Annotated in this window: 19 protein-coding genes; 3 read left to right on the top strand and 16 right to left on the bottom strand. The window is 34.7% G+C overall.

Annotated elements, in window-relative coordinates; translation table 11 throughout:
- Positions 1–145: 145 nt before the first annotated feature.
- The gene (locus APR43_RS15080) at positions 146–808 is read left to right on the top strand and encodes a hypothetical protein (protein WP_053470274.1); all 663 of its coding nucleotides are present in this window, start codon (positions 146–148) and stop codon (positions 806–808) included.
- A gap of 245 nt (positions 809–1,053) precedes the next feature.
- On the opposite strand, the gene moaA is transcribed toward APR43_RS15080, so the two are convergent.
- From moaA to APR43_RS14995, 16 genes are all read right to left on the bottom strand, one after another.
- Positions 1,054–2,061, bottom strand: a complete 1,008-nt coding sequence (moaA, locus tag APR43_RS15070; RefSeq protein WP_053470276.1) for a GTP 3',8-cyclase MoaA — start codon at positions 2,059–2,061, stop codon at positions 1,054–1,056.
- Entirely contained in the window at positions 2,048–2,962 is a 915-nt protein-coding gene (moaCB, locus tag APR43_RS15065; protein WP_053470277.1) for a bifunctional molybdenum cofactor biosynthesis protein MoaC/MoaB, read from the bottom strand. The genes moaA and moaCB overlap by 14 nt, the downstream gene beginning before the upstream one ends.
- 9 nt (positions 2,963–2,971) lie before the next feature.
- Positions 2,972–3,403 carry a molybdenum cofactor biosynthesis protein MoaE gene (locus APR43_RS15060; RefSeq protein WP_053470278.1) on the bottom strand — a complete coding sequence of 144 codons (432 nt, stop codon included), beginning with the start codon at positions 3,401–3,403 and terminating at the stop codon, positions 2,972–2,974.
- Positions 3,404–3,647: 244 nt separating this feature from the next.
- On the bottom strand, positions 3,648–4,718 hold the full coding sequence (moeB, locus tag APR43_RS15055; RefSeq protein WP_053470279.1) for a HesA/MoeB/ThiF family protein: 1,071 nt from the start codon (positions 4,716–4,718) through the stop codon (positions 3,648–3,650).
- Between the two features lie 10 nt (positions 4,719–4,728).
- Complete coding sequence (locus APR43_RS15050; protein WP_053470280.1) at positions 4,729–4,968, bottom strand: MoaD/ThiS family protein; 240 nt, start codon at positions 4,966–4,968, stop codon at positions 4,729–4,731.
- A gap of 2 nt (positions 4,969–4,970) precedes the next feature.
- Positions 4,971–5,759 carry a uroporphyrinogen-III C-methyltransferase gene (gene cobA, locus APR43_RS15045; RefSeq protein ID WP_053470281.1) on the bottom strand — a complete coding sequence of 263 codons (789 nt, stop codon included), beginning with the start codon at positions 5,757–5,759 and terminating at the stop codon, positions 4,971–4,973.
- A 5-nt stretch (positions 5,760–5,764) separates the two neighbouring features.
- Entirely contained in the window at positions 5,765–6,337 is a 573-nt protein-coding gene (locus tag APR43_RS15040; protein WP_053470282.1) for a molybdenum cofactor guanylyltransferase, read from the bottom strand.
- A 253-nt stretch (positions 6,338–6,590) separates the two neighbouring features.
- On the bottom strand, positions 6,591–7,337 hold the full coding sequence (locus APR43_RS15035) for a sulfite exporter TauE/SafE family protein (RefSeq protein ID WP_053470303.1): 747 nt from the start codon (positions 7,335–7,337) through the stop codon (positions 6,591–6,593).
- Between the two features lie 169 nt (positions 7,338–7,506).
- The gene (gene glp, locus APR43_RS15030) at positions 7,507–8,679 is read right to left on the bottom strand and encodes a gephyrin-like molybdotransferase Glp (RefSeq protein WP_053470283.1); all 1,173 of its coding nucleotides are present in this window, start codon (positions 8,677–8,679) and stop codon (positions 7,507–7,509) included.
- A gap of 162 nt (positions 8,680–8,841) precedes the next feature.
- Positions 8,842–9,090, bottom strand: a complete 249-nt coding sequence (locus APR43_RS15025) for a DUF6755 family protein (RefSeq protein WP_053470284.1) — start codon at positions 9,088–9,090, stop codon at positions 8,842–8,844.
- Between the two features lie 24 nt (positions 9,091–9,114).
- Entirely contained in the window at positions 9,115–9,627 is a 513-nt protein-coding gene (locus APR43_RS15020) for a ubiquinol-cytochrome c reductase iron-sulfur subunit (RefSeq protein ID WP_053470285.1), read from the bottom strand.
- Positions 9,628–9,636: 9 nt separating this feature from the next.
- Entirely contained in the window at positions 9,637–10,206 is a 570-nt protein-coding gene (locus APR43_RS15015; RefSeq protein WP_053470286.1) for a 4Fe-4S dicluster domain-containing protein, read from the bottom strand.
- Between the two features lie 18 nt (positions 10,207–10,224).
- Positions 10,225–12,441 (bottom strand): molybdopterin oxidoreductase family protein, encoded by a 2,217-nt coding sequence (locus APR43_RS15010; protein WP_053470287.1) that lies wholly within the window; start codon positions 12,439–12,441, stop codon positions 10,225–10,227.
- 161 nt (positions 12,442–12,602) lie between these two features.
- Positions 12,603–13,652 (bottom strand): hypothetical protein, encoded by a 1,050-nt coding sequence (locus tag APR43_RS15005; RefSeq protein ID WP_053470288.1) that lies wholly within the window; start codon positions 13,650–13,652, stop codon positions 12,603–12,605.
- Positions 13,653–13,680: 28 nt separating this feature from the next.
- A complete protein-coding gene (locus tag APR43_RS15000; protein ID WP_053470289.1) occupies positions 13,681–15,273 on the bottom strand; it encodes a magnesium transporter MgtE N-terminal domain-containing protein in 1,593 nt (530 codons plus the stop codon).
- 25 nt (positions 15,274–15,298) lie between these two features.
- Positions 15,299–16,774 (bottom strand): MFS transporter, encoded by a 1,476-nt coding sequence (locus tag APR43_RS14995; protein ID WP_053470290.1) that lies wholly within the window; start codon positions 16,772–16,774, stop codon positions 15,299–15,301.
- Between the two features lie 1,235 nt (positions 16,775–18,009).
- Here APR43_RS14995 and APR43_RS14990 point away from each other — a divergent pair.
- The gene (locus tag APR43_RS14990) at positions 18,010–21,135 is read left to right on the top strand and encodes a SusC/RagA family TonB-linked outer membrane protein (protein ID WP_053470291.1); all 3,126 of its coding nucleotides are present in this window, start codon (positions 18,010–18,012) and stop codon (positions 21,133–21,135) included.
- An 18-nt stretch (positions 21,136–21,153) separates the two neighbouring features.
- Complete coding sequence (locus APR43_RS14985; RefSeq protein WP_053470292.1) at positions 21,154–22,626, top strand: RagB/SusD family nutrient uptake outer membrane protein; 1,473 nt, start codon at positions 21,154–21,156, stop codon at positions 22,624–22,626.
- The last annotated feature ends 3 nt before the right edge of the window (positions 22,627–22,629 follow it).

The following is a 22,629-nucleotide window of genomic DNA, read 5'->3' as shown; positions in this document are numbered from 1 at the left end:
AACAATTTACTTTCAAATAGTTAAATTAAAATCTCACCAAAAAACTTAACATTGGGAGACTTGTTTTATAGTTATCTTTACTTAACCATAAATTAACAATTTGATCACATTGTTATTAATAATCCTCATTTAAAAGCACATTTATATGGAAAACAAGAACGAAGAAGTAACCCCTGAGAAAATCGATTCACCTACAACTGAAAATATTCAGCCCGCAGCAGAAAGTGTAAAAGCTGAAGAAAAAACACCAGCAAAAGCACCTGTTCGTAAAGCTGCTCCAGTTAAAACTGCGACAACGGCTAAACCAGCATCAACAACTGCAAAACCTGCTGCAACAGCTGTAAAAAAACCAGCAGCTACAGCAAAAGCTCCGGCAGCATCTGTTTCAAAAACAGCTGTAACTACACCAAAACCGGCTGCACGCAGAACAACTGCTAAAAAAGTACTGACTCCAACTATTAAACCTGAGGCAGCAAAAACAGTCGTTACAGAAACTGCTGTTTCTGATGCAAAAAAAGAAAGCACAAATGAAGCAGCTACAACTGTAGAAACTGCTAAAAATAAATCTGATAAAAAAGTAAAGAAAGTGAAGGACAAAGAAAAGGACAAAGCGAAAAAGAAATTAGCTAAGAAAAAAGAGAAAGCTAAAAAAGACAAAAAGAAAGAAAAAGCTAAAAAAGCAAAATTAAAAGCTGCAGCTAAGAAAAAAGAAAAAGCGAAAAAAGCAAAGGATAAAGCGAAAGCAAAAAAAATTGCTAAAAAGAAAGTGAAGTCTAAAAAGAAGGCTAAAGCTAAAAAGAAAAAATAATATTTAAGAAAGGTTTGACTTTAATAAAGTTGAACCTTTTTTTATGCGTTCCAGTCATTGCGAGGAACGAAGCAACCGCACTAGCAATAGGTACGTTACTCATAATAGTGAGATTGCTTCGTTCCTCGCAAGGACATACTGTGCGAAGAGCTTCGAATTCGCTCAGCCTGACAATCGTAATTGTTATGTCACCCTGAGCGAAGTCGAAGGACTTATAGTAATGTGTTACAATTAACAATTGACTTTTACCCCCCAATCGCAATCATACTGCGATTATCAAAATGTTTCGCAGGATCATTCATTTCATCAATTGTAGCCATTCCGGCGCGGACTTTCTTTTTATTTTGAACAGATTCAGAAATCAAATTCGTAATCGATTCGCCATTTCTAAAAGGCGTTAAAAGATCGGTTTCTGAATTCGAAAAAAGACAGTTTTTAATTTTTCCATCGGCAGTTAAACGAATTCGGTTACAGCTGTCGCAAAACGGATTTGTAATTGAACTAATAATTCCGAAATCACCTTGAAAACCTTTTATTTTATACGTTCTGGCCGTGAAGTTTTTTTCATCTTCCAGTTTTTGAATTTCATCTTCTAAAAAAGCATCTCCAACTAAAGATAAAATCTCATTTTGCGAAACCATTTTGCTTCTGTCCCACTCATTTCCGGCAAAAGGCATAAACTCAATAAACCTAACCGAAATAGGCAGAAACTGCGTTAGTTTAACGAAATCAACAATTTCGTTATCATTAAAACCTTTCATTAAAACGACATTTACTTTTACCTGAAAATCATGATTCAAAAGCAAATGCAGATTATCGACAACCTTCTCAAACTGATTTCTGAGCGTTACAGAATGAAATTTAGACGAAACCAACGTATCTAAACTCAAATTGATTTTTTTGACTTTAAACTGTTTTAAAACATCTATATGCCGATCGATTAAAATTCCGTTTGTCGTTATGGAAAGTGAAATATTTAAATCAGCTAATTTTGAAATTATCTCAGGAAAATCTTTTCGTAAAAGCGGTTCTCCGCCTGTTAATCTAATTTTGTCAACACCATTTTGTGCGAAAGTCTGGGCGATACCAAAAATCTCGTCAGCCGTCATTAAACTTGCTTTAGGAGAAAGCGCAATTCCGTCGGCAGGCATGCAATACGTACAACGCAGGTTGCATTTTTCCAGCAGCGAAATTCGCAGATAGTTGTGTCTGCGCCCAAAAACATCCGTCAAAATTGTGTTAGAGGCTGTCATGATTTTTTCCTTTTAAAATATGAAAGACGTGCATTACATGCGGAAAAATAGCGTCCATCGATTCTCTCGCTCCGTTTGTGGAACCAGGCAAAGCCAAAACTAAACTTTTACCCAAAGTTCCGGCCACAGTTCTCGAAAGCATTGCGTATGGCATTCTCTGCTGTCCGTAATCACGAATTGCTTCCTCGATTCCTGGAATTCTGCTTTCTAAAATTGGCGACAAAGCTTCCGGCGTTACATCTCTTGGAGATAATCCGGTTCCGCCCGTAAAAATTACCAGCTGATTATCTTTTGCGTAAGCTTTTGTTTTTTCCTGAATAATATCCAATTCATCAGGAATAATTTCATAATGAGAAGTTTCGACTCCGTAAGAATCTAATTTTTCTACAATAACTTTTCCTGAACGATCTTCTTTATCTCCTGCAAAAATCGAATCAGAACAAACAAAAACCGCTGCTTTTATCGCATACGGAAATTTATTTTTGAAAGAAGATTTCCCGCCTTCTTTATTAATCAATTTGATGGTTGAAATTTCGATTTCTTTATCAATTGGTTTCAGCATATCGTACATTGTCAATGCGACAATCGATGCGCCGTGCATGGCTTCAACCTCAACTCCGGTTTTATAAACGGTTTTTACATTGAAGATAATCTGAATCTCCAATCCTTCAATTTTATATTCAACCGATGTAAATTCAATTGGAAGCGGGTGGCAATCCGGAATTGATAAATGCGTGTTTTTTACCGCAAATAATCCTGCCGTTTTTGCCATTTCGAGCACATTCCCTTTCGGAACCAAATTGTTCACCACAGCGTCAATCGTTTCTTGTCTGCTGACTTTTACAATTGCCGTTGCGGTTGCTTTTCTTAATGTGCTTATTTTATGCGTAATATCTACCATTTTGTTTTATTAGGTATTTTGTTTCCAGGTGAATGTATCGTTTTCAAACATTTCTTTACCAAAAATCGGCACATCCGTTTTAATCCAGTTTACAATAGCTTCTGTTGCTTCATAAACTTGTTTGCGACGTGTTGACGAAACAAACACAAACAAACAAATTTCGCCTGCTTTTACAACGCCTAAACTGTGGTAAATGTGCATACAGGTTAAATCGAATTTAGCGAAAGCTTTTTCGCGAATGGTGTGCAAAGCTTCATTCGCCATATCAGTGTAAGCTGAATAATCAATCGCCACGACTGTATTGTCGTGAATTACATCAGCACGAACTTGTCCTAAAAAAATATTGTGCGCCCCAATGGTATGTTTCGATTGATGTTTCGCAATCGACTCGGCTATAAATTCAGGAGATATTGGCCCTTCTACAAATACATTTTTACTCATTTTTTATGTTTTTTTTGCCACAGATTTTATGGATTAAAATGATTTTTTCTTTTGCCACGAATTACACTAATTTCCACTAATTAAAATCTGTCGCAAAGAATTAACCTCAGTATTGTCATTTCGACGAAGGAGAAATCTTCGCAAGAAACTCCGCACAGTAATTCGCTAATCTTTGTCGAGCTACTTACGAAGATTTCTCCTTCGTCGAAATGACAAACTATAACGAACATTTTAAAGTTTGTGGCTATATTTTTATTTCTTCTTTCAATATATCTTTCATTGCTAAAACACCGCCAGCAATACTTTTTATATTTTTAAATTGATACTTTTGAAGCAATTCTGCTGCGACTTTACTTCTAATTCCAGATTGACAGAAAACATAAATCTTCTGGTTTTTATCCAGTTTTTCAATTTCATTTTCTAGATACAGCAAAGGAATCTGAATTTGATTTTTTAAACTGATTTTTGGCAATTCGTCCGCGTTTCTAACATCCAGAAATAAAACGGAATCATTATTTATTTCATCCAAAATCGATTCAAAATCGACTTCTTCAACTTCAGATTTATTATATTTTTCTTCGAATGATTCTCTGCTTGTTAACTGAAAATCACTTTTATCGAAATCGTATTTTTGTTGTTCGTTGTTGAGAATATTATAAACCAATATTTTACTGCTTAAAACTTCTCCAATTCCCAGAATCATTTTCAGGACTTCATTTGCCTGAAGCATTCCGATAATTCCAACCGAAATTCCAATTACTCCGGCATCTTCACAGTTTAATGCGTTATTGTTTTCATCTGGATATAAACATCTGTATGTTGGCCCGTTTTGATAATTGAAAACCGAAATTTGTCCCTGAAACCTGAAAATCGATCCGTAAACCATTGGTTTATTGGTTGCCAAACAAGCATCATTTATTAAATATTTAATCGAAATATTATCTGTTGCGTCAACAATAATATCATAATTTTCAAATAACGAAATGGCATTTTTGCCTGATAATTTCTCCGCAAAAGCGTTGACTTTTACAAGCGGATTCAATTCTGAAATCATCAGTTTTGCTTCTTCAACTTTGGATTTCCCAACAGCCAAAGTTTTGTAAATCACCTGGCGATGTAAATTCGAAATCTCGATATCATCATCATCTACAATCCCAATTTCGCCAACTCCGGCTGCAGCCAAATAAGGCAGAATCGCCGAGCCCAAACCTCCGGCACCAATAACCAAAACTTTAGCTTTCGATAATTTGTACTGACCATCCTCTCCTATTTCAGGAAGAATCATTTGTCGGTTATATCGGTTTGATGCACTCATAAATTAATTTTTATCCTCCGGCAAACGGCGGTAATAAAGCCACAATATCACTTGTTTGCAAATTGTAATCTGCTGCTTTTGAAACTATTTTTTGATTTACTGCTACGCTGAAAGAAAGCGATTCAAATTGGTATTTTTCGTTTAAATCCTGCAATAGTTTTTGCAGAGACAATTCTTCGGAAAAAGATAATTTTTCGAATTCACATTTTGTCTTTTCGGCAACGGCTCCAAAATATTTAATCTCGATCATTTTTATAAATTTAAATTCTGAAAAATGAATTCATCTTCAAAATGTTCCTGAAAATAGGAAATCCAGCTTGAAGTGTTTCTTACTACTTCGCCAATCACAATAATTGCGGGCGATGATATATTTTTTTCAGCAACCAATTTAGTGATTGTATTGATAGTTCCAATCACTTTTTGTTCTGAATTTTTTGTTCCGTTTTGAATAATAGCGATTGGTAAATCGTCATTTCTGTTTTCCTGATAAATAGAAATTATTTCGTCCAATTTATGCATTCCCATCAAAATAACCACCGTCGCCGCCGATTTTGAAGCCAAAAGAACATCTTTAGACAATTTATGATCTGAAGTTGTTCCGGTAATTACCCAGAAACTTTCGGCTACTTTTCGCTGTGTTAAACTAATTCCAACCGAAGCAGGAACGCCCAAAGCAGATGAAATTCCGGGAACAATTGCGGTTTCAATTCCGAATTCTTCTGCAAATTCGATTTCTTCGCTTCCTCTTCCAAAAACAAATGGATCGCCGCCTTTTAAACGCACTACATGTCCGTGACTTTTAGCCATTGAAACAATCAAATCGTTAATTTGGTCTTGTGTGTAGGCGTGACAGCCTAAACGTTTTCCAACAAAAATAATTTCTGCATTTGATGCATATTCTAACAATTCTTCGTTGACCAAAGCATCATACAAAACTACATCGGCACTTTTTAAAGCTTTAATCGCTTTCATCGTAATCAATTCAACGTCGCCCGGACCTGCGCCAACAATCGTTAATTTTGGTGTTTTTAAGTTTTGCATAATCTTTAACTTAAATTGATATTCAGATCATTTAATTCGTCGGCCGAATTAATATTTGTCAAAGGAAAGTTTTCACTTTCTTCTATATTCAAAATTTGATGCGGCACTTTTGCCAATAAATCCATCATTTTTAATTCATCTGAATCAATCGCATTTTTAATAATCGGAACAATCTTTTTTGAATAAATTCCAATTAAGGGATGCGTTTTATTTTCTGAAGCAAAAACGGTTATTCCGGCTTCTTCTGTATGTTTTGAAATTAATTCGGTTAACAATTCGGTTGAAATCAACGGAATATCACAGCTTAAGATCAAATTAAATTCGGTTTCAGAATGCGATAAAGCGGTATAAATTCCGCCTAACGGGCCTTTATCTGAAATAATATCGGGTATTTTTTCATACGGCAGATAATCGTATTCTTTTGATGCCGTAATCAGTTTTATTTGTTCTGTAATGGGCAAAATTGCCTTAATTATATGTTCTATAAATGGCTTTTCCTGAAACAGCACTAATCCTTTTTCAGACTGCATTCTGGAGCTTTTTCCACCGCAAAGAATAAATGTTGTTAATGTTTCCATATCTTTTTTGTTTCAGGTTTTATTTTATTTATTCTGCCACAGATTTCACTGATTAAACAGATTATTTTAAAATGCTTTGTCTTGATTCTTTTGCCACGAATTACACAAATTTCCACGAATTGATTTTTTGATTTTGCGAATAAAAATTTGTGCTAATTCGTGCAATTCGTGGCAAATAAAAATCCTTTTAAATCTGTGAAATCTGTGGCAAAAACTCTGCAAACAGAAATTTCAGACTTTCATTTTTTATATTTCAAGGAAAAATCAATTTGACGCTTGCCATCAAAATAACCGTTCCTAAAACCATTTTTAATGTTCTGTTAGAGAAAGAACCACTTCCATAAAATCCGCCTAACATTCCTCCTACAACTGCAATTGGAACCAGATAAAAACTTTCCATCGGAATTGTTTTACCTCCTAAAAAGAATCCTAACATTCCAGCTGTTGAATTCACAAAAATGAATAAACTCGAAACTGCAGCCGATTCTTTTACTGATGCCCATCCTAAAAACAATAAAATAGGACTCAGGATAATTCCGCCGCCTATTCCTAACATTCCTGATAATAAACCTATTGCAAAACCAATTACCAAGGCAATTGGAAGGTTGATTTTTACTTCTTCTTTTTCTTTAAAATTAAAAACTCCAAACAATCTCAATGCTGCAAAAACCAATACTATTCCTAAAATTATTTTATAAATCGCATTATCTAAAGTTATAAATCCGCCGATAAATGCTGCCGGAATTGAGGCAATCGCAAACGGATAAAAAAGTTTTGGTTTGAAATAATTCTTTCGATAATAAAACAAAAATGAAATACTCGAAACAAACAAATTCAATAACAAAGCCGAAGGTTTCATAATCGAAATTGGGAAAGCAAAAATGCTCATCAAAGCCAAATACCCCGATGCGCCGCCATGACCAACGCTGGAATATAAAAATGCGATAACGATTAGTGCAAAACTGAATAGTAAAATGTTTTCGGAACTTAATAGGTTCATTTTTGTTTGTTTATTTTGTTTCAAGTTTCATGTTTCAAGTTGCCAAGCTATATGTTTAAAATTACACACTGCTTTTCATCCTTAATAACAAAAATCTATTTTCTATACTCTTTATTCTATTTTCTTATTCTAAAAATCTAAAATCAACAATCTAAAATCTAAAATCCTCTCAATCTATCGGCAATAATTTAACTAATTGCCCTTTTTTATATTCCTGAATATCTTCTGGGACAATAAGTAAACTGTTGGCTACGGCAAAAGTGTTGAGCATTGCGGAACTTTGTCCGTCGAGAACGGTGACTTTTGTTTCGTCGTATTTGGCTTTTAAGAATAATGTTTTTCCTGTAGTATTCTTAATATCCGAATTTAATTTTCGAACTACTTTTGTTTTATGAATTTCTGAAAATCCTAATTTGTTTTTAATTGCGGGCGAAACGTAAATGTAAAAATTCGTCAGCGATGAAGCTGGGTTTCCGGGTAAAGCGAAAACTAAGGTTTCATTTTTTGATCCAAAAAACATTGGTTTTCCAGGTCTCTGATTGATTTTATAAAACAATTCCTGAACGCCGTTTTGCAATAAAGCTTCTTTTACAAAATCATAATCGCCAACTGAAATTCCGCCGGAAATTAAAACAACATCGTATTTTTTCAGAATACTTTTAAGCGCATTTTTTGTCGCTTTTAAATTATCTTTTACTCTGTAAACTTTTGTCTTTTTGATTCCGATAGTTTCAAGAGCCGCTTCCAGCATAAATGAATTACTTTCGAAAATTTTTCCTTTTTTAAGCTTTTTTCCCGGTTGTACTAATTCATTTCCGGTAACTAAAATCGCTACTTTCGGTTTTTTGTAAACCTCTACTTCTGTAATTCCTAAACAGGCCAGAAATCCAATCGCTGCGGGCGTTATTAAAGTATTGGCTTCAAAAACTATATCATCTTTCGCAATTTGTTCTCCTTTTGGGCGAACGTTTGAAAGTTTTTCAGGCATTGTGGCAATCAAAATCGAATCTTTATTTGCCATTACATGTTCCTGCATTACAACTGTATCTGCATTATCGGGGACAAACGCGCCTGTAAATATTCGAATTGCTTCGTTTGCTTTTAATTTTACATTTGAATGATCTCCAGCCTGTGAAGTCCCAACAATATCATATTGATGTTTGATGCTGTGCGTAAAGGCATATCCGTCCATAGCCGACTGGCGAAACGGCGGCATGTCGATTGGCGAAATTACTTTTTCTGCCAAAACATAACCTAACGCTTTGCTAACCGGAATTAGCTTTGTGGACATTTTTTTGCTGTTCGCCTCAATAATCGCTATAGCATCTTCTACTTTAATCATTCGTGTTATTTTTATAAGCAAAAAATACTTATTACAAATATAAGTATTTTTACTTAGTTAAATCAATTAAGTACCTAAATTTTTTAAAAATATAAATTTAGCTTAATTCTTTTAAATACCGAGCGAAAAAATCAAATAGCTTTTAAAGTTGAAGTGTTTGATTTACTTTCTTTTAAAATTACCTTTTGGAAGATAATATAACCACGCAAAACCAATAAAAAATAGTATTGCAGAAGCTATAAAGGCTGGAATTAATATTTCCTTGTTATTTTCTAATGCATTATTTAAGGACGCATATAAAAGCCAGATTTGTATGCTGACATTTAAAATCAAAATAAAAATAAGTGTCGAAAGTATATTGTTCAGCTTATTAGGGTTAGCGCGATTCTGGCTTCGTCTAAAAGTACTCATATCTATAAATTTAAATTATACAATCTAACTGTCTTTTTTTTCTATCATTGCTTTTACAAAAACAGCATTTTCTTTAAATATCACTTCTAACTGTGGTAAAGCTCTTGGCGGCGGGCCTGCAATTACATCGCCAGTCATGGCATCAAATGAACCTTCATGGCAGGGACAATGAATGATTCCGGTTCCGGGTTTATAAAATACGGAGCAGGAAAGATGTGTACATTTTTGCTCGTAAGCCCTAAAATCACCACTTTCTAAGTGAATTAATATATACGGAATTGTGCTTCCTTCTAACACAAAACCACGAGTTCCGCCTACGGGAACATCTTCTTTATTACAGATAAAATGTTCGCCTTGTACTTCTTCTTTTGGTAATAAAAAAGCTTTTGCGGTTACGAATCCGCTTCCTACCATTAATCCGCCGGAAACAAAAGTCAGGAATTTAGCAAAATCGCGTCGGCTGACCTGAGTTGATTCCTGTTTTTTTATGGGGAAATCTTTTTTCCAGTTTTGATTTAAATTATCTTCTTTTGACATGATTCTGTTTTAATAAATTCTTAATTCTGTACTGCCTTTTGGCATCATGATATTGACTTTTGTTTTGACTTTTTCCTGTCCAAAAATAAAGTTGTTGACTGGCGTACTATTTGGTCTCATTTCTTCAATTTGTTCTCTTGTTCCGTAAAACAATGCTCCGCTTGGACAAACTGTGGCACACATTGGTTTTTTACCCACACTTGTTCTGTCGTAACACATCGTGCATTTCATCATTAAATCGTATTCTTCTACTTTTTTAGGTACACCAAAAGGACAAGCCATTACACAGTTTGAACATCCTATACATCTTTCCGTATTAGCAGTATGTACCACACCAAATTCATCTTGTGAAATAGCATCAGCGGGGCAGACATTCGCACAAACCGGGTCTTCGCAATGCATACAAACCTGAACTGTGGTTTGAATTGTCGAAGCACGATCTACATAATTTACGCTTATTAAAGTTTGCTGGCCGTTGGTTTCACATTCGGCACAGGCCATTTCGCAGGCTTTGCAGCCAATGCAGCGCTGCATATCTACAAAAAACTCTTCGTTTGTATTAAAATTGGTCAAATTCATAACTTCACTTTTTATAGATTAAACACTTGCATACGCTTCAGATTCTTTGGCTGGCGGTGCTATTTTTCCTTGCGGATCTAATAAACAGGCGCAGACTTTAAATTCCGGAATTTTAGAAATTGGATCTAAAGTTCCCGGCGTTAATTGATTGGCAGATTTGTGTCCCGGCCAATGATACGGTATAAAAACGGTATCTTTTCTAATCGTTTCAACAATATTGGCAGGGAAAGTTCCTTCGCCTCTTCTTGTTGCAACTCTTACTAATTCTCTTTGTTTGATTCCGTATTTCGCTGCTAATTCTGGATGAATTTCTAACATTGGTTCCGGAAATTGATCTACCAGTTTTCCAATTCGGCGTGTTTGAGTTCCGCTTAAATATTGTGAAACGACACGACCTGTTGTTAATGTTATTGGATATTCTTCATCTGTAACTTCGCCAGGAAGTTTATACGGTGCAGGATTAAAATGCGCTTTACCGTCTGGCGTTTTAAACTTTTTATCTTCCCATAATCTTGGCGTTCCGGGATGATCTTCGGTTGGACAAGGCCAGAAAACGCCCATATTATCTTCTACTTTTTTATACGTAATTCCGAAATAATCTGCTGTTCCGCCTTTTGAAGCAACACGCAATTCATTGAAGATTTGTTCACTATTATCATAATTGAATTTATCTTCTTCTCCCAGTCTTTTGGCAATTTCTAATAAAATTGAAGTATCGGTTCTGGCTTCTCCCGGAGGCGTAACAGCTTGTCTGATTCTGATTACTCTTCCTTCAGCAGAAGTTGTTGTTCCTTCTTCTTCTTCCTGTAAAGATCCTGCCAAAACAATATCAGCGTGTCTTGCTGTTTCATTTAAAAAGAAATCAATACAAACGTAAAACTCTAGTTTTTCTAATGCCGAACGCACATAATTATTGTTTGGAAGCGAAACCAGCGGATTGAAACAAATGGAAATTAATCCTTTGATTTCGTCTCTGTGAATGGCTTCTATAATTTCATAAGCGGTAAGTCCTTTTCCAGGTAAATCTTTTTCATCGATTCCCCAAACTTCAGATATGTATTTTCGGTGTTCAGGATTTTCAATATCTCTGTTTCCGGGCAATTGATCACATTTATGTCCGTGTTCTCTACCGCCCTGACCATTTCCTTGTCCGGTAATTGTTCCGTAACCGCAATAGGGTCTTCCAATTCTTCCTGTTGCTAAAACCAGATTAATACAGCCTAAAACATTATCAACACCTTTTGAGTGATGTTCGATTCCTCTTGCATGCAGTAAAAAGCTTGTTTTTGCTTTTCCCCATAATTCAGCGGCTGCTTTTATCTTTTCTTTGTCGATTCCGGTTACTTCTTCTGCCCATTCCAGCGTATAATCTTTAACGGCATCAATTGTTTCCTGAAATCCTGATGTATAATTATCTATAAAATCATGATCCAGCATATCGTGATCTACTAAATATTTTAGCATTGCACCGTATAATGCAGAATCTGTTCCGGGTTTTACATCTAAGTGAATATCCGCTGTTCTTGCCAACGGAATCATTCTTGGATCAATCACAATTAATTTTGCACCACGATCTCTGGCTTTCCAAATCCAATGTGTTAGCGTTGGGAAGGTTTCACTGATATTGGCTCCGGCTACAATAATAACTTCGGCATATTCTAAGTCCGAATAATTATTTGAAGCCCGGTCTAAACCAAATGCTTTTTTATTTCCGGCTCCGGCGCTTACCATACACAGCCTTCCGTTATAATCGAGGTTTCTTGTTTTTAAGGCAACACGAGCAAATTTTCCAACTAAATAACTTTTTTCGTTGGTTAATGAAACTCCGGATAACATAGAGAAAGCATGTTTTCCGTATTTTTCCTGAATCCTTTTTATTTCAGAAATGGTTTTATCCATCGCATCATCCCAAGAAACTTTTTCAAAACCTTTTCCTTCTACTCTTTGTATTGGATGCAAAAGTCGGTCTGGGTGATTATTTTGAAGATACCTTTGAACTCCTTTTGGACACAAACGTCCTTCGTTAAACGGAAATTCCATCCACGGTTCAAAACCTACTACTTTATTTTCTTTCACTAATAATTGAATTCCACACTGCATGCCGCAAAAGCAGCAATGTGTTTTTACAACGTCATCTGGTTCGTCTCTTCCGTCGTAACCATCTACAGGCGCATAATTTAAATGCGGACCAAATTGTTCAATTATTTTTTCAGTTGATACGGGTAGTTTTGCCATTTTTTTTTGTTATTTTTTGTTTCAGGTTTCATGTTTCAAGTTTGCTTATAGAACATGAAACTTGAAACCTAAAACTTTTATAATTTTATTTGTTTTGTTTCAGGTTTCACGATCTGTGTGGAACTTGAAACTTGAAACCTCAAACTTGAAACTTTTATAAATTATCCAAATAAATTTCCGCCTTCTAGTCTGGCTTTTAGGTGTGCTTGAGCAAGGCGTGATCTTTTTCCTTCGGGGCTTAAATCGAGGTGAGAAGTTCCGTCTTCGTGGGTAAAATCAAAACCTAATTCTTTGGTTACGATTTTTAAATCATTGATATGAAGCTGGGTTGCAAATTCTTCTCCGGTATGCGGACAAACTGCCATTCCTTTTTTTATTCCTTCTTGTTTATAGATGTGTGCTCCAATTTGCGCCGGACGCTGGATGATATGAAAGAATTTTCCAAACGGAATCCAGATCAAGAACATAATTACGGTTACGGCATGAATCACGGCTAAGAAATCATACGCAAAACCTTTCATGAATTGATACGAATACGTCAGGCATAATCCGGTTACTGATATTGCAATTAATAGAATTAAGGGCAATAAATCACCTTCAAAAGTCTGTGTTGCGATTAATCCGGGATTTGTTAATCTTCTTCTTAAATAATAAACGGAACCAATTATAACTAACCACGATGACCAGTTTAAGGCATGAAAAATTAAAAACGCCAAAAAAGAATTTATCTGAAAATCCATCATTTTAAATCCAAAGAAATGTGCTTCGTAAATGGAAATTGAATTTGGTGCGAGCGTAAAGTGAATCCATCCAAATGTAAGCGGAATTGTGATGGCAAAAGCCGATAAACATCCTATTGCAATACAAAAATGGGCAAACCAGCGCCATTTGCTTCTTGGGTAAATAAACTTTTGAACGACAATATTTTGTACTGATTCTTTTCCCAGAAACCATAAATGAGAAATTATTTTTCCTGTAAAAAGAAATTTAAGGCTTCTTTTAAAATACATCCACGTTGGAGGTCTTTGCAGCCAAACGGTATAGCGATACACGATTCCAAAGAAGGCAAAAACAGTTCCGAATAAATAAGTGACTAATGCTGCATCAAAATTTTGTAATTGTCTTGATCCGTAAAACACTAGCACAATTGTAAGTATAGAAACTAGTGTTGCAACAAGTAAGGCTTTGGTATTAAATGTTTTATCTTTCATCCTTAATTTTTAATTTAATGATTACTTCTTAACTTGGTTTCTCACAATTTTTACGATTGTAGAACCACCAATTGATACCTGTAGCTAATATAGTGAAAAAACAAACGCCTATAAAGAACTGATTTACAGTTCCATTAGCAGAAATATTATTCCCTATTAATTTAGAAAAGATAAAAGGTCCAAAAGCAGCTATTGCAGCTGTCCAGCCAATAACTCCGGCTGCCTGACGCGGATTTTCTTTAAATATTATTGGATATTGTCTAAAAGTACCTGCATTGCCAATTCCCGTAAAAAAGAACATTACTAAAATAACTGTAACAAAAAGAGGAAATTGGTCCATACTTGTTGGTGCGACCAATCCTTGTGTTACCAATATAATGGCTCCACACAAAATCCCTAAACCTGTAATGGTTGTTAAGATTGCTCCTCCTACTTTATCAGCTACAAATCCAAAAGCAATTCGACTTGCAGAGCCTAATAATGGGCCATAGAACGCATACACTAAAGGATCTGGTGCATTGGGAAAATCTCCGTATAAAAATTTAATCATTAATGGAAAAGCCGCAGATAAACCTGCAAAAGTTCCAAAAGTCATTAAGTAAGTAATCGTACAATACCAGGTATGTTTATTTGAAAAAATGTCCATTTGTTCTTTTACAGAGGCCATCATTGGAATACTTTTTAAATAAAACCAGCTTAAAATTGCCATGATTAGTAAAAATGGAACGTACCAAAATGCTGCAGACTGTAAGTAGATCTCTGATTTTTTAACGGCTGTATTTTCAGGATTAATGTTGTCTAAGATTTTTTCGGCTAATTTTGGATTTGCATTTGCAATGGCTTTTGCTTTTGCTTTTACTGGTAATGCATTAAAAATAATAACGTTATCAGTAGAGTTTACCGCAGCACTTACAGAATCAATTACGCTTTTCTTTACGTTAGAAAGTATTTTAGTCTGAACTTCTGCATCAAATGTTGCAAAAACTTCTTTTTGTTTTTCCAGACTGGATGTTTGTAAAAGGGTTAATGTTTCTTTAGGATCAACGCTTGTAAAACCAGATGCAGCACCATAAATACCAACACTAATTATAAGAGGCGTTACAAATTGCGCGATCGAAACCCCAAAATTTCCTATTCCTGCCTGAATTCCTAATGCGGTTCCTTTTAATCTTTGAGGAAAAAATAAACTTGTACTTGGCATATAAGATGAAAAATCTCCTCCGCCAAAACCTGTTGTAAAAGCCAAAACTGCAAAAACCCAAAATGGTGTATTTACATTCATAATGGCAAAACCAATCCCTATAACTGGAATTAATTTAATTAATGTTGCAAAAGATACAATATGTCGTGTCCCGAAAATGGGTAATAAAAAAGTATGAATAATTCGTAATAATCCCGCCGCTAATCCCGGAATTGCTGTTAACCAGAAAAGCTGATCTTTAGAAAAACTGAATCCTAATCCGGGTAGTTTAACTGCGATTACGCTCATCATAAACCAAGAGGCAAATGATAATATTAATGTTAATGTTGTTATTGTTAATGTTCTCCATGCAATTTTACTTCCGCCAGAGTTCCAAAACGCTTCATCTTCCGGTTCCCATTTGTCTAACCAAGTTTTCATATATCTATTGTTTAATTTTTATTTTTTAATGATTACTTTCTATATCTCTTGTAAAGTTTGGCAGTTTAGTTCGTGTTGCATTTATAATTGTTCGATGCATCCACAATAAACAAAGCACAGAAACTAAAAAAATGAATATCCAAGAGCTGGTCCAAAGTCCTGTATAGTTTAATAAATAACCAAAGATTATAGGCCCCACAAATCCGCCTAAACCTCCTATTAATCCAACCATGCCGCCCACAACTCCTACTTCATTTGGGAAATACTCCGGAATGTGTTTATAAACAGCCGCTTTTCCAATTCCCCATGAAATTCCTATTAGAATTACCAGAACCAGATATACCCAAAGATTTGCACTGAATTTAATTTGAGTTATTCCCTGTGCTAACAATTCTTTCTTTTTAACTTCTTGATTTTGTTTGACAATAATTTCCTGCCAAGAGCTTTTTTCGGGAAAAATTGACGTTTCGCTATGCTGCAATATTTCTTTTTTATTTATGGAATGTATTTTTTCGCCAACCATAATTTTATCAGCCGAAACTTCTGTTACAATTCCATTATTCATTGCCAAAACGCCAGGACCTGCGGTGTAAATTTCCATTTTTGGAAACATTAATAAAAAGCTGATTACGATTGATGAGCCTAAAACCCAATACATTACTTTTCTGGCTCCAAATTTATCTGAGAGATATCCGCCAAAAGCTCTGATTACACCAGATGGTAAACTGAACATTGTAGCAAACAAACCGCCCATTACTAAGGTTGTATGATATACATTCATGAAATTAGGAAGAAGCCATTGTGAGTATGCCACGAAGAAACCAAATACTAAAAAGTAATAAGCTCCAAAACGCCAGACACGTACATTTTTGAGCGGAGAGATTAATTGTGTTATTGTTTTTGAAACTGTTGGGTTCTTTTTATTTTTAGCAAAAACAATAAAAAGCAACCCTATGATAACAAGTATAACGGCGTAAATAACAGGAAGCATTTTCCAACCGTTTATTGGATCTTTTTCGGATAAATGATTTAGTAAAGTTGGTGCAATAAAAGTAGTAATTGCTGCGCCTGCATTTCCCATTCCGAAAATTCCCAAGGCTCTTCCCTGCCATTCTTTTGGATACCAAATTGATGTATATCCAATACCGACTGCAAAGCTTGTTCCAACTAATCCGAAGAAAAAGCTTAAAACAGCAAAACTCCAGAACGAATTTGCAAAAGGCAGTAAAAAAAGTGGTACGGAACATAATAAAAGCAATATAGAAAATACAATTTTACCTCCATATTTATCTGTCAAGATACCTATTGGAAGTCTGAAAATCGAGCCCGAAAGAATTGGAATTCCTAATAACCATCCTGTTTCTACAACAGTAAAATTAAATATTCCTTTGTCTGCTAAATACGTAATTAAAACACCATTTAGCGTCCAGCAGGCAAAACATATTGTAAAGGCCAGTGTATTTAGAAATAGAATTCTGTGAGATTGAGAAAGATTACTCATATAAAAAATTTAAAATAGTATTAAACTAAATATGCTTCAGTAAAACGACAAAATTAAAATCTTCAAAACTGACAAAAAATGACATATATCATATTAAAGACCAATAAGTCCTCAATACAACAATCACAATAAAATATTATTAATTAGGTAGTTATAAAAATATATAAATAATATTTTTATCAAATAAAGGCTTATAGCTGAAATTTTATTTGTAAGAATTATGTTTTTAATTCTTTAAGGGGTGGTCTTTCTTTTTTTCTCTGTATTAATAGCCAAGAAATTAGGTTCTAAACTACTAATTCAAAATTGATTCTCTAAAATTATAAAAAATACAAACACTAATATGTTAATTATTAATATTTTACATATTAATTTTTATTAAAAAAACTGCTAAACAAATTTGATAGCCATAGTTGGGAATTTTATTTTAATAAGTGAAAATTTTTTGCTGCATCAACTAAAATTTCCACATGCAGACGTTTTTTAATCTTTTTCAGGTCTTTTTATGTCCGATTTTTAATTTGCTAAGGATTTAAAAACGAGTAAATTAAATGTAAAATACTACATTTTTAAGTCTTCTAAAAAAATAATTTAACATATTCAAAAGCCTATAAATCTATTTTAAATAATTGAAAATCAATAATTTAATTAAATTTAAAATTTTTAATAAAAAAAATATTTTATGCTTTTCTAAAAAAAGTTTACTAAACTTTTGGTTTTTATTATATTAAAATTAACTTTGTCTATAGGATTAGTAGAGTTATAAAATAATATTCGAAACCAAAAAAGCTATATTTTGAAAACAACCGAAAGCATATCGTATTATATTCTTCCAAAAAATGATACTTATAACAATTGTTGTTATATGTGCTTCTGTTGTTAATTACCAACGCAATCCGTTCGTTATTAGATTAAATTCTAAATCTAAAAAACGAAATCTCAATTTCACCACCAAGATTACTTTTATTGAAAATACAATCATCTAATTGATGCATAAACTGCAGCAAAAGGATTTTTGAATATACCTATATTTTAAAAGAAAACAATTAACCAACTAAAAAATAACTAAAATGAAAACAATGCAAACCTGCTGCTGTAAATAAAAAAAGCCATTTCTGCGGCAACAGAAATGGCGAGGCTTAAAGAACATTTATCACTAAATCAAGGAAACAATCAGAGTGCTGAAAATTCAGCTCTCAGGGCGCCTTGTTAATTACTTAAACCATTACAAAGAAATGAAAAAAAATATAAACCTCATTTTATGGGTTACAATTTTGTTAACATCCCTGCAATTTCAGGCACAAAATACAACACCGCTTATTCAATCTAAACTCGACGGAACGGTAGTCGATGATATTACAAATCAGCCAATTATAGGCGCATCAGTAACAATTAAAGGTACAACTCACGGTGTACAGACAGATGCTGAGGGAAAATTTTATTTTCAAACGGGTCAGAAATTTCCTTACACCTTAATCATAAGTTACATAGGATATAAGAAACTAGAATTTATAGTAGAGAAAAATCCGGTTACGATTCATTTAAAGGAAGAAAGACAAGAACTGGACGAATTAGTTGTTGTGGGTTACGGAACTCAAAAGAGAAAAGACATTACGGGTTCTGTAGCTTCTGTTCCAAAAGCCAACTTATCCCAGGTAACTTCATCGGCAGATAACTTATTACGAGGCGCTGTTGCCGGTGTGGTAGTTACACAAAGTTCTGGTCGTCCGGGTGCCTCTTCAAGTGTACGTATACGTGGCGGAAACTCAATCACAGCGGGTAACGAGCCTTTATATGTGGTAGACGGAATTTTAATTTATAATGACAATAATAACAGTTCTGCCGGAATATCAAATGCCGGAGCAAGCTTAAATGTTTTATCTACTATAAATCCTGCTGATATTGAATCTATTGAAGTATTAAAAGATGCCTCTGCAACTGCAATTTATGGTTCTCGCGGTGCAAATGGAGTTGTGATTATTACAACTAAAAAAGGAACAAAAGGACAGGATAATATTTCATACCAAGGTTATTTTGGATTTCAAAATGTTTCAAAAAGACTTCACGTAATGAATGCCAGCCAATGGGCAAGTTTACGAAATGATGTTCAGGCAAGTATTGGTCAGGCTCCGTCTTTTTCTGCAGCGCAGATAGAGGCTTTTAAAACTTCTGGAAGTTATGACTGGCAGGATGCAGCATTTAGAACTGCGGCTCCGGTTCAAAATCATCAATTATCATTTTCAGGCGGAGACGAAAGATCAAGATATGCCGTTTCTGCAGGATATTTTGATCAGGAAGGTACTGTTCTGGGATCTGATTTTAGACGTATCTCTCTTCGTATCAATTACGAAAGAAACTATTCTCAAAATTTTAAATTTGGTATTAATGCCAATTACAGCAACTCACTTTCTAATGGTATAGCTAATAACGGAAGCGGAGGAAGAAATCCAAACCCTTTAGTTAGTGTTTTATTGACTGCTCCTGTAGTGCCAATTAGAAATGAAAACGGAAGTTATAATGTAACTAACAATCCATATGCAACTTCTGTAAACGGTTATATTCCAAACCCTATTAATGATTTGGAAAATACAATTAACGAAACTAAAATCAATAGAATCCTAACCAGCTTATTTGGTGAATATAAAATCACTAAAAAACTGACTGCTAAAGTTGCTGTAAGCGGTGACGTAATCAATACAAAACAAAACTATTATGCGCCTGCAAATACTTCAAATGGTGCAGGAACAAAAGGTTCAGCAGCTGTTGGAGACAGATTGGTAAGTTCTGTATTGAATGAAAACACTTTAAATTATAATACCAACTTCGGTGAAAACCATAAATTCTCAGCTTTAGGAGGTTATACACTTCAATATACCCAAGGTGAAGTCGTTACAGCTGGAGCTAATACATTTGTAAATGATGCCAATACGTATAATGCACTTCAGGATGGTGTTGCGGTAAAACCTGGCAGTGATGCTTTTGAAAGTGTTTTAAAATCATGGCTGGCGAGAGTTAACTATTCTTATAAAGGAAAATACAACTTTACACTTTCTGCCCGTGCCGATGGTTCTTCAAGATTTGGTTCAGAGTCACTTTGGGGTTATTTCCCTTCAGCAGGTTTCTCATGGAATATTACCGATGAAGAATTTGCAAACAACATTAAAGGTGTAACAGAAGCTAAACTTAGACTTACTGCCGGAACAACAGGAAACCAGGAAATTGGAAACTATCTGGCTTTAGCTCAAATGGGTTCTGTAAACTATTCTTTTGGAGGAACATTATACACAGGTCTTGCTCCTACCCGATTGGCAAATCCGGATTTGAAATGGGAAAAAACAACGCAATATAATGTTGGTTTAGATTTATCATTATTAGAAAGAAAAATCAATTTTGTTTTTGATGTGTATTACAAAAAAACAAACGATTTGTTAATCAGCGTTCCGGTGCCGTTAACTTCAGGATATGCAAGTGTACTTCAAAATATTGGAGGTGTTGAAAATAAAGGTATCGAGATTGGTTTAACAACTGAAAACCTTAAAACAGAAAATTTCTCTTGGAATTCAAATGTAGTTTTCTCTGCTAACAGAAATAAGGTTGTAGCTATAGGAAACGGAGTAAATCAGTTTTTCCCTGTAGTACCAAACGGTTCTTTATTACAGCAGCAGCCGGTTACGGTAAAAGTGGGATTACCATTAGGAACTTTTTGGGGATACAGAACAAATGGAATTTTCCAGACTCAGGAAGAAGTTAATACACAGCCAAAAATCAACAGTTTAGCGAACACAAAAGTGGGGGACAGAAAATATGTTGACACAAATGGAGACGGTGTAATTACTGCTCTTGATAAAGGAAATTTAGGTTCATCTCAGCCAAAATTTGTTGGAAGTTTCAGTAACACGATTTCTTATAATGATTTTGATTTGAATTTCTCTTTTCAAGGTTCTTACGGCGGAAAAATCTTCAACGCTTTAAACCAGCAGTTAGAAATTTCAACTCTTGGAACAAATGCTAATGTTACGTTAGAAGATCGTTGGACACCAACAAATCCAAGTAATGAAATTCCAAGAGCAACAAGTTCACCGTTAGGAATTGTTTCTGAGCGTTATGTAGAAGATGCTTCTTTCTTGCGATTAAAATTAATCACGCTTGGTTATACATTACCTAAAAGTACCTCTAAAAAACTGGGAGCAAAAAGCGTAAAATTCTATGTTTCTGCAGAAAACCTTGTTACATGGACAAAATACACTGGTTATGATCCAGAGGTAAGTTCATACGAACAAAACAACTTATATCCGGGAATTGATTTTGGTTCTTATCCAAACTCAAAAACATTCATCTCGGGCTTGAACGTAACTTTCTAAGTAAAAAAATATATCAAAATGAAAAAGATTATAATAACATTCCTTTTAAGTGCCGGACTATTTGTATCGTGCACGGATCTGGAGGTAACACCAACCTCTTTTGTAACCGAAGATAAATACTTTATAACCCAAGATGACGCCGTTGCGAGTGTAACTGCAGTTTATGCTTCTTTAAGCCTTGATCCGGGAGAGCAGAGTTTATTCGGAAGAAACCTTTATTTCCTTACAGATATGGGTTCTGATTATGCTGCGGCCGGAGTTTCTGCAACAAACCCACAAGTTAGAGCAATGAGCAGTTTAACGCATGATGCAACAAATGACCGTGTACAAGTCGCGTGGAGACAAATTTATGCAGGAATCAACAGAGCCAATATTTCTATTGATAATATCCCAAAAGTATCTGGTTCTGAAGTTGTAAAAACAAGATTAATTAATGAAGCTAAATTTATCCGCGGATTACTTTATTTTCAGGCTGTTCGTATTTGGGGCGGCGTTCCAATTGTTTTACACGAACCAACTTCAATTCAGTTAGAAAGTTTAAAATCAAGAAGAGAAACTGTAGATAATGTGTATGCTCAAATTATTTCAGATTTAACTGCTGCCGAAAGTTTACCTGCAGCTTATTCTGCTGCAGATGCGGGACGTGCCACTTCTGGAGCTGCAAAAGCAATTTTAGCAAAAGTGTATTTGACAAGAAAAGATTGGCCAAATGCTATTTTAAAAGCAAGAGAAGTAATTAACGGTGGATATGGTTATGCTTTGTTCGAAAACTTTCAGGACATTTTTACGAAAACAAAAAAGAATGGAAAAGAACATATTTTCTCTGTTCAGTTTGAGCCAAACCAAGCCGGAAACGGATCTAGCGGAAGCACATTTCAATCTACCTCATTTACTGGATTTACAGCAACTGAACCTGCAGATATTATTTCAGATGTAGCCTTGTTTTATGATATTTATCAACCTGGAGATACTCGTAGAGATGTAAGTTATGCTAAACAATTACTTAATCCAACAACCGGAACGCTGTATACTTTTCCTAAACCTATTTTCAAAAAATATTTGGATTTAACCAATTTAGCAACTCCAGGAAACGTAGCTATCAATTTCCCTTTAATTCGTTATGCAGACATTTTATTGTCTTTGGCGGAAGCCATAAATGAGCAAGGTGCACCAACTGCAGAAGCTTATGAATTGATTAATCAGGTAAGAAGAAGAGCTTACGGAAAACCAATTGCAACACCAGATGCAACTGTAGATTTAGTTGGATTAAACCAAACCACTTTTAGAGCTGCAATCCAAGAAGAACGTAAAAAAGAATTTGTTCAGGAAGGACAACGCTGGTTTGACTTAGTTCGTTGGGGAACTCTAGTTACTGAAGTGAAAAAAGTTACGGCTAAAAACTCGGTTTCAGAGAGAAACAATTTATATCCAATTCCGCAAAGCGAAAGAAATATTGATCCGGTAGGATTGCCACAAAATCCAGGTTATTAATAA

This window comes from Flavobacterium sp. NLM, assembly GCF_002210235.1.
GTDB lineage: Bacteria > Bacteroidota > Bacteroidia > Flavobacteriales > Flavobacteriaceae > Flavobacterium > Flavobacterium panici.
The sequence above is the reverse complement of the archived record's forward strand: the minus strand, read 5'-3'. Positions and strand labels throughout refer to the sequence as shown.